The sequence below is a fragment of the Streptomyces sp. NPDC050619 genome (assembly GCF_040654815.1).
In the GTDB taxonomy this organism is placed as follows: domain Bacteria; phylum Actinomycetota; class Actinomycetes; order Streptomycetales; family Streptomycetaceae; genus Streptomyces.
Map to the genome: position 1 here is coordinate 179,016 of NZ_JBFAIR010000009.1, position 12,289 is coordinate 191,304.

Here is a 12,289-nt window from a genome sequence, read left to right on the forward strand (position 1 = left end):
CACACGACCGTAGTCGAGAAACGGTCGCCGGCAGTCGAGGAGTGGGCGCATGAACGGGCCGTGGACGATGGAGACCGCAGCGGTGTTCCGCGCCAGAGTGCGCGGCTGTCTGCTGGGCGGGGCGGTCGGTGACGCCCTCGGTTACCCCGTCGAGTTCTCCTCCCTCGACCGGATCCGCGCGGCCCACGGGCAGCAGGGGGTCACCGGGCTCGTGCCCGGCGAGAACGGTGCGGTGGGCCTGATCAGCGACGACACGCAGATGACCCTGTTCACCGCCGAGGCTCTCATCCAGGACCAGGAAGGCAAACGGCACCGGGCGCCGGAGAAGGGCATCAGCGACGGGTGGATCATGCTGATGCGCCGGGCGTACGAGCAGTGGCTGGAGACCCAGCGGAAGCCTGGCCCGGAGCAGGCCGCGCCCCCGGAGAACGGAGGTCCCGAGGGCGGCCTGATCACCGAGCCCTGGCTGTACGCCCGCCGCGCCCCCGGCAACGCCTGCCTGTCCGGGGTCGCCCAGATGTACGCCCCCGACCCGTGGCTCGCCCTCGACGGCAAGCCGGGGCCGGTCAACCCCGACTCCAAGGGCTGCGGCGCGGTGATGCGCTCGGCCCCCTTCGGCCTCGTCACCAACGACCACGTGGCCTTCTCCATGGCCGCCCGCGCCGCCCAGATCACCCACGGCCACCCCACCGGCTACTACGCGGCGGGCGCGCTGGCCGCGATCGTGGCGAACCTGGTCGAGGGGGACTCCATGGAGGGCTCGGTGCTGCGCGCCCTCCAGCTGCTGAAGCACTTCCCCGGCCACGAGGAGACCTCGGCCGCCCTGCACCGGGCGGTCGAACTGGCCGCGGACTCGACGGTGGCGAGGGCGGAGCGGGTCGAGTCCCTCGGGGCGGGCTGGGTGGCCGAGGAAGCGCTGGCCATCGGCGTCTACTGCGCGCTGCTGAAGATGCGCACCGAGGACGCCCTGCTGATGTCCGTCAACCACTCCGGCGACAGCGACTCCACCGGCTCGATCTGCGGCAATCTCCGCGGCGCCCAGCGCGGTGACAGCACCCTGCCCCACGCATGGGTCAGGCAGATCGAGGGCAGGGCCCGGATCGCGATGCTCGCCGACGACCTCGCGGCCACAGGTGTCCGTCACTGACCGAGGGGAACCCTCCTGACCAGGGCCGCGGCGGCACACCTGTGGCAGCCTGAAGAGGAACCCTCAGCACCCCGGTATCCAGGAAGGAGCGAGACCATGCCCGTCGAACCGCTGCCGCAGAAGGAGATCGAGGACCGGCTCGCCGAGCTGCCCGGCTGGTCCCTCGACGGCGACCGCCTCAGCCGTTCCTACCGGCTCGGCACGCACCTCGCCGCGACCGCGATGGTCGTCCACATCGCCCAGGTCCAGGAGGAGCTCGGCCACCACTCCGACCTCACCCTCGGCTACAACACCGTGTCCCTGACCGTGAACACCCACAGCGTGGGCGGCGCGGTGACGGAACTCGACGTCGAGCTGGCGCGAAAAGTGGAGGCGCTCGCCGTCGGCCACGGGGCCCAGTGACGCGGGTGCTCGACTACGACAAGGAAGCCGGCGCCTACGACGCCTCCCGCGGCGGCGAGCCCAGAGCCGCGGCCGCCGCCGATGCCGTCCTCGGCCTGGTTCCCGCGGACGCCCGCCGGCTCCTCGACCTCGCCTGCGGCACGGGGATCGTGACCCGGCGGCTCGCCGCGGCCCGCCCCGGCCTGCGGGTGACGGGCGCGGACCTGACGTACGGGATGGCCCGGATGGCCGCCGTACGCCTGCCAGGCGCGATCGTGCTGGCGGACAGCCGCCGGCTGCCGTTTCCCGACGAGGCGTTCGACGCCGTCAGCAGTGTGTGGCTGCTGCACCTGCTCGACGGGCCGGGCGACCTACAGGCCGTCGTCGCCGAGTGCGCCCGTGTGCTGCGGCCCGGCGGCGTGTACGTCACGACCGTCGACAAGGCCGCCGCGCACGACGTCGGCAGCGACATCGACGCGGTGCTCGCCCCGCGACCGCGCCGGCCGGCCCAGGACGCCGCCGAGGCCGTCACCACGTACGCCGCCGCGCACGGACTGGTCCCGGCGGGGCAGGCCCGCTTTCCCGGTCACGGCCAGGGCCGCAGCCCGCGCGGCACGATCGCCGACCTGCGGCGCGGCTGGTTCACCCGGCTGCCGCCCGGCGACCCGCTCGCCGAACGGTTCGCCGTACGGCTGGCGGCGCTGCCCGACCAGGACCGGCCGCGTCCGGACCCGGAGTTCAAGCTACGGGCCTTCAGGAAGCGGGCCGCCGCGTGAAGTCCATGGTCCAGTTCCGCACCCAGGTCTGCCCGCCGTCCGCCGAGAACGCCATCTCCCAGTGGGCCGCCGTCCGCGACAGCACCGACCACAGATAGCGGACCCGTACGTCCTTGCCGCGGTAGGTGTCGTCGCCGTGGAACTCGCCGCGCTTGTCCGCGCCGAAGCGGCCGATCACCGGCGGGAACAGCGTGCCGGTCTGGCTCGGCGACCAGTACAGGTTCCAGTCCCGCGTCTCCCGGTCGAACAATCGCAGGGTCACGCCCTTGAAGCCCTTGGTGGGGCAGTCCATCTCGTCGATGTTCGCGGCCCCGTCGTGCAGGCTCCGGCACCAGTGGGTGGCGGGGAACTCCTCCCAGCCGCTCTCCGGGTCCAGGTAGTCCAGGAGGCGGCGGTTGACGATGTCCCACTCGCCGTGCAGGAAGCCGAAGTCGTGCGGCGTGCTCATGAACGGTCTCCAGTCGTGCCCTCGGGGAGGGTGTCGGTGATATAGGCGTCGAGGTCGGGGACGTCGGGTGCGAGCAGGTGCCTTACCCAGGCGTCCCGTTCGTGCAGGATCGGCGGAAGTTCCCAGACGCAGCCGATCCATGGCAGGTCGGGCCGGACGAAGTGGGTGGGGTCGTGGTCGGGGCAGCCGAGGACCGGCTGGCCCGCCGCGGCGCCGCGGAAGTGCAGGACGTTGTCCCACACCCAGCTGTACGCGTTCAGATAGGCGCTGTCGTCACCGCCGCGGTGCAGCACGACGAACGTCGCCGGCGGCGTGCCGTCCGGCTCCGGCAGCAGCTCCGGCAGGATCTCGTACGCCGCCTTCGCCACCTCGGGCGCGATGCCGGCCGGATCCGCCGTGACGTGATAGCGCTTGATCCGCCGCCCCGCCAGCTCGATCGGCGGCGGCACGGTCAGCAGTCTCTCCGTGAACTTCTTCTTGAAGACCATGAACGGGACGCTAGAGCCGCTTCACTGACATCCTGTGTCAGTGAAGTCCAGCCGACTGGTGTCCATCCTGCTGTTGCTCCAGACCCGGGACCGGATGACCGCCGCCCAGCTCGCCGAGGAACTGGAGGTGTCGGTCCGCACGGTCTACCGCGATGTCGAGGCGCTGAGCGCGGCCGGTGTCCCGCTGTACGGCGACGCGGGGCACGCCGGCGGCTACCGCCTCCTCGACGGCTACCGCACCCGTCTGACCGGTCTCACCGCCGGCGAGGCCGAGGCCCTCTTCCTCGCGGGCGCCCCCGGACCCGCCGCCGAACTCGGCCTCGGCTCCGTCCTGGCCGCCGCCCAGCTGAAGGTCCGCGCCGCCCTGCCGCCAGAACTGCGCGCCCATGCCGACCGCGTCAGCGGCCGCTTCCACCTGGACGCCCCGGGCTGGTACGCGGACGCCGACGAGGCGCCGTATCTGCCTGCGGTCGCCGACGCCGTATGGAACAACCGTGTCCTGCATGTCGTATACCGCCGCTGGCGCGAACCCACCGACGTGGAGCGCCGCCTGGAACCGTACGGACTCGTCCTCAAGGCCGGCCGCTGGTACGTCGTCGCGGGCCCCGGTCCCCGCACCTTCCGCGTCGACCAGATCCTTCAACTCACCGCGATGGATGAGGAGTTCACTCGCCCCGACGACTTCGACCTGGCCGCCTACTGGACGGCATACCAGCGCGACTTCCATGACCGGCTGAACCGGGGCGAGGCGGTGGTCCGGCTGGCCCCGGGCGTGCGGCTCACCGGGCCGGTGACGCTCAACGGCGGTACGCAGGAGGACGGTTGGACTCTGGTCACCGTCCCCATCGAGTCCGACGACCGCGCCCACGCCGAATTCCTGCGCCTGGGTGCCGACATCGAGGTCCTCGAGCCACCCGAGCTGCGCGAGAAGATCGCCCGGACGGTCCACGAATTGGCCGAAAAATACGGCAACTCGGGGCCGTGCGGCGGCGACTGAGGGGGAACGGAATCCTTCCGCCCTCTCAGGAGGTCAGCCCCGTGCAGCACCCGCACCCGCACCCCGACCCGCACCCCCGCAAGCACCGCAGACGCCGAGTGCTCCTGTCGTCGGCGGTCGCCGCCGCGACCCTCGTCGGCGCCGGGCTCACCGCCACGATCGGCACCGACTCCGCCGAGGCCGCCACCGCCCGCCAGGTCGAGAAGCTCGACCGCGGTGTGGTCAGCGTGCACACCGACAGCGGCAACCTGGTCAGCTGGCGCTGGCTCGGCACCGACGCGAACGACGTCTCCTTCAACGTCTACCGGGCCGGCACCAAGGTCAACTCCACCCCGATCACCGGCTCCACGAACTACTTCCACTCCGGCGCCCCCTCCCAGGCCGACTACACGGTCCGCGCGATCGTCGGCGGCGTGGAGCAGGCCGACTCCGTCCACGCCGTGCAACTGCGCACCGGCTACAAGGACGTCCCGATCACTCCGCCGGCCGGCGGCACCACCCCCGACGGCGTCGCCTACACCTACGAGGCCAACGACGCCTCCGTCGCCGACCTCGACGGCGACGGCGCCCTCGACTTCGTCCTCAAGTGGAACCCGACCAACGCCAAGGACAACTCCCAGTCCGGCTACACCGGCAACACGATCGTCGACGGCATCAAGCTCGACGGCACCCGCCTGTGGCGCATCGACCTGGGCCGCAACATCCGCTCCGGCGCCCACTACACACAGTTCCAGGCGTACGACTACGACGGAGACGGCAAGGCCGAGGTCGCCATGAAGACCGCCGACGGCACGAGGGACGGCACCGGCGCGGTGATCGGCAGCTCCTCGGCCGACCACCGCAACTCCGGCGGGTACGTGCTGTCCGGCCCCGAGTTCCTGACCATGTTCAACGGCCAGACCGGCAAGGCGATGCAGAGCGTCGACTACGTCCCGGCCCGCGGCAACGTGTCCTCCTGGGGCGACAACTACGGCAACCGCGTCGACCGCTTCCTCGCGGGAACGGCCTACCTGGACGGCTCCCGCCCCTCCCTGATCATGGCCCGCGGCTACTACACCCGCTCGGTCATCGCCGCCTGGGACTGGCGAAACGGCGCCTTCACCCGCCGCTGGACCTTCGACACCAACTCCTCCACCAACAGCGGCAAGGGCTTCGACGGCCAGGGCAACCACAGCCTGTCGATCGCCGACGTCGACGCCGACGGCAAGGACGAGATCGTGTACGGCGCCATGACCGTGGACGACAACGGCTACGGGCTGTGGACGACCAAGACGGGCCACGGCGACGCCGGCCACGTCGGCGACCTCAACCCCTCCCGGGCGGGCCTGGAGTACTTCAAGGTCTCCGAGAGCACCAGCCAGCCCAGCTCCTGGATGGCCGACGCACGCACCGGCTCCCTCCTCTGGCAGACGGCCTCCGGCGCCGACAACGGCCGCGGAGTCGCCGCCGACGTCTACGCCGGCAGCGCGGGTGCCGAGGCCTGGTCCGCCTCCGACACCACCCTGCGCTCGGCGACCGGCGCCTCCCTCGGCCGGGAGCCCTCCAGCATCAACTTCCTCAGCTGGTGGGACGGCGACCCCGTCCGCGAGCTTCTCGACGGCACCCGCATCGACAAGTACGGCACCTCCGGCGACACCCGCCTGCTGACCGGATCCGGCGTCCACTCCAACAACGGCACCAAGGCCACGCCGTCCCTGTCCGGTGACATCCTCGGCGACTGGCGCGAGGAGGTCGTCTGGCCGACGTCGAACAACACGGCTCTGCGCGTCTACTCGACACCGGTCGAGACCAGCACCAAGATCACGACTCTGCTGCACGACACGATGTACCGCACGGCGCTGGCCTGGCAGAATACTGCATACAATCAGCCGCCGCACCCGAGCTTCTTCATCGGCAACGGGATGGCGACGGCGCCCAGGCCGACGGTCTACACCCCCTGAACGACGGTGGGTGCGTGCCCCCTCGGGGAGCACGCACCCACCGCATCTCGGTCCTCCTGACCGTCAGTTCACCGTGCAGGTCTTGTCACCCAGCTTGAAGGCCGCGGGTTTCGTGTTCGTCCCCGACCAACTGCCCGTGAACCCGAAGCCCACCGACGAGCCCGCCGCCACGGTGCCGTTCCAGCCGACGTTCTTCGCCGTCACCGCCGTACCGGACTGCGCGGTCTCGGCGTTCCACGCCTGCGTGACCTTCTGGCCCTCGCCGAAGGTCCAGCCGAGTGACCAGCCGCTCCAGGCACTCGAGCCGGTGTTGGCGAGCTGCACGTCGGCCTGGAAGCCGCCCGACCACTGGTTGGTGACCTTGTACGTCACCGCGCAGGCGCCGCTCGGATCGGGACCCGGGCCCGGACCCGTGACGTCGGAGCTGTCGCCGTAGACGACCCCGCGGCCGTTGGTCGACACGTACACTCGGCCGTACACCCGCGGGTCACCGCTGATCGCCGCACCCGTCCAACCCCACTGGTGGGCATCGTCGTTGATGCGGGTCCAGGTCGCGCCCTTGTCGGTCGAGCGGAAGATGCCGCGCACGCCGCCGATCTTCGCGCTGGTGTACAGCGTCTGGTACGACGCTCCCGGCGCCGCCTTGCCGAAGCCGATCGTGTCGGCCTGCTCGACGCCCGGGAGCTTGGCGAAGGTGGCGCCGCCGTCCGTCGAGTGCCACAGGCCGTACGCGCCGTCGCTCGCACCGCCCGCCAGCCACACATCGCCCTTCGTGCCGGGCAGCGCCTTGAAGCGGACGCTGTCGCCGCTCGGCAGACCGGTGGCAGCGGAGGCCGTGAAGGTCGCGCCGCCGTCCGTACTCACGTAGAACTTCCCGGACTTGAAGCCGTAGAAGGTCTTCGGGTCGACCCGGTCGGACTCGACGATCGCGTCCGCCGGGATGCCGCTGGAGGCGGCCCAGGAGGTGCCGAAGCCGGTCGCGTACTGCACGGCGGCGCCGGCCGGACTCCACACGAAGCGGCTGCCGTCGGCGGCGGCGGCGACGGTGCCTCCGCCGCTCACTCCCGAAGGGTCCGTCCCCGCGAACCAGTTGGCGCCGTTGTCCGTCGAGAACGCGATGTGCGGACCCGAGTCGAGATTGCCGACCCGGACGACCGTGTTCGGGCTGGTCTCGGCGAAGTCCAGGCTGGTGGTCGTGGTGAAGTTCGGCGAGGTGTACATCATCGACGGGACCTTGGTCAGGTCCGTGTGCCGGAAGCCGCCGATGTCACCGAGGGCGCTGAGCAGCGGGGCTCCGGACGGGGGAGAGGCGAGGTCGTTGACCGCCGTCTCCTCCAGGCCCTGCACCATCGGCTTGACGGTGAACTGGCTGCCGCTGTCCCAGTTGGTGAGGTTCTCGGTGCCGTAGATCGTCGCGCCCGTCCCGTACATCATCCTGTTCGAGTCGAACGGGTCGATCTCCATCGACTCCGTCATCCAGCCCAGTTTCGGGGCCTGTTCGGGCGGTGACGGGTTCGCGCCCCAGGACAGCCACGGCGAGGACGAGACGTCCATCGTGTACCGGTTCGAGCGGGTGGGATACGAGGGGGTGTCCCAGGCCTTCGTCCAGGTCGCGCCGCTGTCCGTGGAACGGAAGATCTGGGTGTCCGGCCACCAGGAACTGTATGCGGTGGCCATGAGGGTGCCGGGCTTCTGCCGGTCCACCGTCAGCCCGCTGAAGCCGTAATAGGTGTCGGCCTCGGCGACCGGGCTGATGTTCGTCCAGGTGCCGGTCGCGGTCGCGTACCGCCACAGCTGGCCCTTGCCGCCGTCGTACGGGCCGCCCTTGTCGCTGTATGCGAGATACAGATAGCCGTTTTCTGTATCCAGTACGCCCTTGTGGGCGAGGTATCCCGTCGGCTGCCCGGCGAGCCGGGTCCAGGTCGCGCCCGCGTCCGTCGACCGGTACACCGCGTTGTCCTTGTCGGCGACCCCGACGTAGATCGTCTTCGTCGCGTTCCCGGACGTGCCCGTCGACTCGTCGAAGGTGACCCAGACGATGCCCTGGTTGTCGCTGGCGTAGCCGCTCGTGTCGCTCGGATCCTGCGCGTAGTTGCCGACGTTGGGGAAGTTGCCCACCTGCGACCAGCTGGCGCCGGAGTCCGTCGACCGCCACAGGCCCTTGCCGCTGGGCGCGCCGAGATACAGCACGCTGTTCTTGTTCGGGTCGACCACGAGCCGCTCGCCCATGCCCCGGCCGGGCATGTTGCCGCCCAGCTTGAAGGGGAGCGCCGCCTTCTGCCAGCTGGCGCCCCGGTTCGAGGACCTGAGCACGGCCCCGTTCCCTGGATCCCAGCTGTTCGTGTAGGTGCCGACGGCCGCGTACACCTTGTTCGGGTCGACGGAGTCGGAGGCCAGGCTGACCACGCCCGTGTGCCCCCAGTCGTCCCAGCCGACCGAGTCCAGCAGCGGCGTCCAGGTCTTCGTCGACTCCTGCCAGCGGTAGGCGCCGCCGATGTCGGTGCGGGCGTAGGCCAGGTTCTTCTCGCTGCGGTTGAAGACGATGCCGGGGACGAAACCGCCGCCGTCGATCCGGGCGTTCTTCCAGGTGTACGTGTCGGCGGCGAGCACCGGCTTCACCGGATCGGCGGCGAGTGCGGGCGGGGTGCCCGCGAGCAGGCCGGCCGCCAGTGCCAGCACGGCCGTGAGGATGCGGGTTCTTCGCACGGTGGGGGACCTTCCTTTCAGGAGGGCCGTTCAGGGAAGCGCGCGAGAACCGGGCGGCCCCCAGTGCGGGTGGGGGCCGCCCGGCCAGGTGGCCTCGTCGTCAGGTGACGAGACCGCGTACACGGAGCTTTCAAGCGGTTCCGGAGAAGAACGGTGACCACAGAGCCCTCAGGGGCGCGGGGAACTGCGCGACCAGCCACAACGGACCCGCAGTCGAACACGGCCTTCCCGCGGAGCGCTTCGCGGGGACTATTCGAGAAGCTCCGAGTACGAGCCCATGGCCAAGGCGATGTCCGCCTGGGCCCAGAACCGGTGGTACGTGAAGGAGGGCGCGGCTCCGCCCGCCAGATAGGCCTCGATCTTCGACCAGGCCGGGTCGTCCTCGTAGAAGGAGCGGATGGAGTCGAAGGTCGACGAGGCGTTGATCGCGTCGCCGTTCGGCATGGTGCCGGTCCAGCCGCTCGGGACGTGGACACCGTCGTCGAAGCGGTTGTAGTCGGCGCGGGTCTCCGGGACGGCGATGCCCAGGCTGTCCTGGTAGTTGTTCCACATGCCGTCGAGGAGCGCCTTCGCCGTCGACGCGGCCTGGGTGTCACCGGAGCGGTCCGCGTAGTACGTCAGGGTCTTGGCGTACGCGGCGGCCACCCCGACGTCGTTGGTGTAGTCGGCGACGGTGACGTGAAGTCCGCTGTTGGCACCGGGACTTGACGCGTTCCAGGTGTCCGGCTGGCCCGACCACTGGAGTGTGGACGGGATCAGGTAGGTGCCGTCCGGGTTGATCGTGGTCTTGGACAGCGCCCAGTCCACCCACTTGTCGAGGACCGCCTTGGCCTCCGCGTCACCCGACTGCTGGTAGTACTCGGCCACCCGCTCCATCGACCACGCCTGGAAGCCGAACCACTGGTTGGACGGCGGGTCGTGGTAGACGGGCTGCTGGTCGTAGTACATGCCGTAGAAGGTGGACTTCCCGGCCGGCGGCGTCGCGTACCGGCCCGCCCAGCTGTTGGTCGCGCCACCCGCGATGGCACCCTCGTCGGACTGGAGCCAGCGGTAGAACTCCAGCTGCCGGTCCAGCGACTTGGCCCAGTCCGCCTGGCCCGTCGCCGACTTGGGCTTGAGGTCGGCGTAACTGCTCAGCGCGTACGCGGCCAGGGGGTTCTGGTAGCCGCCGTGCGCGTGACTGGAGCCGATGCGCCAGGACCAGCCCGCCGAGGTGTCGGTGGCACCGCCCCACGCGTAGTACCAGGACATCAGGTACATCGAGGCGTCCTTGCCGGTGCCGGCCGGGCAGGTGCTGGGCCCGACACAGTTGCCGACCTTCTTGAAGTACTTGTCGTGCATCGAGTAGCGCAGGTAGTCGCCCATCTTCGCGGCCTTGCCCACGGTCGCCGAGACGTCACCGCCCTTGCCCTGCTCCTCGGCCCACTTGTCGGCCCAGTACGCGGCCTGCACGGCGCGTGCGTCGGCGTCCGGGGCGTTGGTGAACTTCCACTGCTTGGCATAGGAGGCGTCACCCGTGAACAGGTCCAGGTAGCCGTTCGGGCCGCCGTACTTGAAGGCGTCGCAGGTCGGCTGCGGCACCGTCTCCCACACCGACTCCTGCGCACCGCGCTGGAAGGTGTTGATGTACGACGGTCCGGTGTCCGCCGGACCCGCCTCGCACTTGCCCGGCGCGTTGCCGTACCCGTAGACGTTGTCGACGTCCTGCAACCAGTGCATACCGTAGACATCGTCCGTACCGTATGCGGTCTTCAGTTCACCGGCGATCGGATCCGATCCGACCGAGACATTGGCATCCAGTTTCGCCGGGTACTCCTGGGGAGTGTCCAGCTCGGGTGCGTACGTCGCCGGCTTCGAGGCGTTGTAGAAGGAGTTCGTCGGCTGGTCGGCGTGGGTCGGGATCATGTACTTCTCCATGATCTCCCAGGCGCCGTTGAACTTGGTCCAGTCGCCGGTGACCTTGCCGTACATGGCCTGGAGCCACAGGAGGTAGCTGTACGCCTCCGAGGTGGTCTCGTGGCCGTGGTCCGGCGCCTCGACGATCAGCGTCTCGACCGAGTGGTAGGGGATGCCCTCGGGCGAGAAGTAGCCGTTGGCCGGGTTGGTGATCTTGCCGTACAGGTCCAGGAACCGGGCGTCGTACGCCTTCGTCGCCGCGATCTGGGTGACCGTGACCGCGGCCTTTCCGTGCCCTGCGGCCGTCGACTCGAAGGTCGCCGCCCCCGTACCGGAGGAGCCCGCCGTGACGGTCACCTTCTGGGCGGTGTTCCAGTTCGACGGGGTGAAGGTGAGCGAGGCCCCGCCGGTCACCGTCAGGCCCGTGTTCCCGCCGGTGCGGGCGGTCGTCACGGTCACGTTGGCGGACGGCTGGGTCGACAGCTTCACGTCGTACGTGCCCGTCTTGCCCTGCTGGACGGCCAGCTGGTTGGTCGAGGCCACCACGGCGGGACCCGAGGCGACCGTGATGCCGACCGGCGTTGACTCCGCCGCCGCGCCCAGGCTGTCGTACGCCTTCGCGAGGAGTGAATGACTGCCCACGGTCAAACCTGAGACCGAAAGAGAGAAGGGAGCGGTCGTGTCCGTACCCAGCAGCGTGGTGTCGTCGTAGAACTCCACCTTGCTGATCGTCGCGCTGTCGGCCGCCGCGGCGGTCGCCGCCAGCGGGACCGGGTCACCCTGTGTGTAGACCGCGCCCGCGGCGGGGCTGGTCAGCACGGTGATCGGCGGCTGGTGTGCCCCCGTACAACTGGTGCCGTTGACCGTGAAGTTGGCCGGGGCGGCGTTGGTGCCGCTGTAGGTGAACTGCGCGCCCGTGGAGACGGCGGCGCCGGGAGCGATCGTGGCGTTGTACGACGCGTTCTTCACCGTGATCGCCTGGCCGGACTGGGACCAGGTGCCGTTCCAGCCGGTGCCGCTGAGCTTCTGGTTGCCGGCGTAGCCGTACGTCGCGGTCCAGCCGGCGATGGGGTCCGTGCCGCGGTTGGTGATGGTCAGGTCCGCGGTGAAGCCGGCGCCCCAGTCGTTCGTCTTGTAGTCGACGCTGCACTGAAGTGGCGCCGCGTGTGCGGGAGTTGATGCCGTACTCAGCATCGTGAACGGAAGGGCGAGGGCCGCCACGACAGCGGTCCACAGACGCCGAGCGGACCGGCGTCTTGTTCTTGGAGGCATGTGCTGGTTCCTCCTTGCGGCTCGGAGAAGTCAAGGCTTGAACCAGTGGGAGCGCTCCCATAGTGGGGATGGGGGTCGAAGGGGTCAAGGTGCTTGAAGAGTCGAAAAGATTCGACACATGATGTTGAAGGAAAGTCAGTGACTCCCCTGTTCTTTACCGTCACTTGGCGCTAGCTTCGTTGACACCAGTGGGAGCGGTTCCATCAGTCGACGCGTCTGTCAAGACGTGCCCGACCTG

General features: G+C 69.8%; 9 protein-coding genes. 5 read left to right on the plus strand and 4 right to left on the minus strand.

The features are described from left to right. The first annotated feature begins 49 nt into the window (after window positions 1-49). From AB0I77_RS17380 to AB0I77_RS17390, 3 genes are all read left to right on the plus strand, one after another. The gene (locus AB0I77_RS17380) at window positions 50-1,147 is read left to right on the plus strand and encodes an ADP-ribosylglycohydrolase family protein (protein WP_363283414.1); all 1,098 of its coding nucleotides are present in this window, start codon (window positions 50-52) and stop codon (window positions 1,145-1,147) included. Window positions 1,148-1,243: 96 nt separating this feature from the next. Further along, on the plus strand, window positions 1,244-1,549 hold the full coding sequence (locus AB0I77_RS17385) for a 4a-hydroxytetrahydrobiopterin dehydratase (RefSeq protein WP_363283415.1): 306 nt from the start codon (window positions 1,244-1,246) through the stop codon (window positions 1,547-1,549). 5 nt (window positions 1,550-1,554) lie between these two features. Then, the gene (locus AB0I77_RS17390) at window positions 1,555-2,304 is read left to right on the plus strand and encodes a class I SAM-dependent methyltransferase (protein WP_363283521.1); all 750 of its coding nucleotides are present in this window, start codon (window positions 1,555-1,557) and stop codon (window positions 2,302-2,304) included. Here the strand turns inward: AB0I77_RS17390 and AB0I77_RS17395 are convergent. Further along, window positions 2,282-2,752, minus strand: coding sequence for a hypothetical protein (locus tag AB0I77_RS17395; RefSeq protein ID WP_363283417.1), 471 nt, complete (start codon window positions 2,750-2,752; stop codon window positions 2,282-2,284). The genes AB0I77_RS17390 and AB0I77_RS17395 overlap by 23 nt on opposite strands. After that, complete coding sequence (locus AB0I77_RS17400) at window positions 2,749-3,240, minus strand: hypothetical protein (RefSeq protein WP_363283418.1); 492 nt, start codon at window positions 3,238-3,240, stop codon at window positions 2,749-2,751. The genes AB0I77_RS17395 and AB0I77_RS17400 overlap by 4 nt, the downstream gene beginning before the upstream one ends. Before the next feature lie 40 nt (window positions 3,241-3,280). Here AB0I77_RS17400 and AB0I77_RS17405 point away from each other — a divergent pair, with 40 nt between their 5' ends. Both AB0I77_RS17405 and AB0I77_RS17410 read left to right on the plus strand, forming a co-directional pair. Beyond that, on the plus strand, window positions 3,281-4,237 hold the full coding sequence (locus AB0I77_RS17405; RefSeq protein ID WP_363283419.1) for a YafY family protein: 957 nt from the start codon (window positions 3,281-3,283) through the stop codon (window positions 4,235-4,237). A 41-nt stretch (window positions 4,238-4,278) separates the two neighbouring features. After that, entirely contained in the window at window positions 4,279-6,177 is a 1,899-nt protein-coding gene (locus tag AB0I77_RS17410) for a rhamnogalacturonan lyase (RefSeq protein WP_363283420.1), read from the plus strand. Between the two features lie 63 nt (window positions 6,178-6,240). Here the strand turns inward: AB0I77_RS17410 and AB0I77_RS17415 are convergent, their stop codons facing one another. Both AB0I77_RS17415 and AB0I77_RS17420 read right to left on the minus strand, forming a co-directional pair. Then, complete coding sequence (locus tag AB0I77_RS17415) at window positions 6,241-8,883, minus strand: cellulose binding domain-containing protein (protein ID WP_363283421.1); 2,643 nt, start codon at window positions 8,881-8,883, stop codon at window positions 6,241-6,243. A gap of 249 nt (window positions 8,884-9,132) precedes the next feature. After that, window positions 9,133-12,051, minus strand: a complete 2,919-nt coding sequence (locus AB0I77_RS17420; protein WP_363283422.1) for a glycoside hydrolase family 48 protein — start codon at window positions 12,049-12,051, stop codon at window positions 9,133-9,135. Window positions 12,052-12,289: the final 238 nt, after the last annotated feature.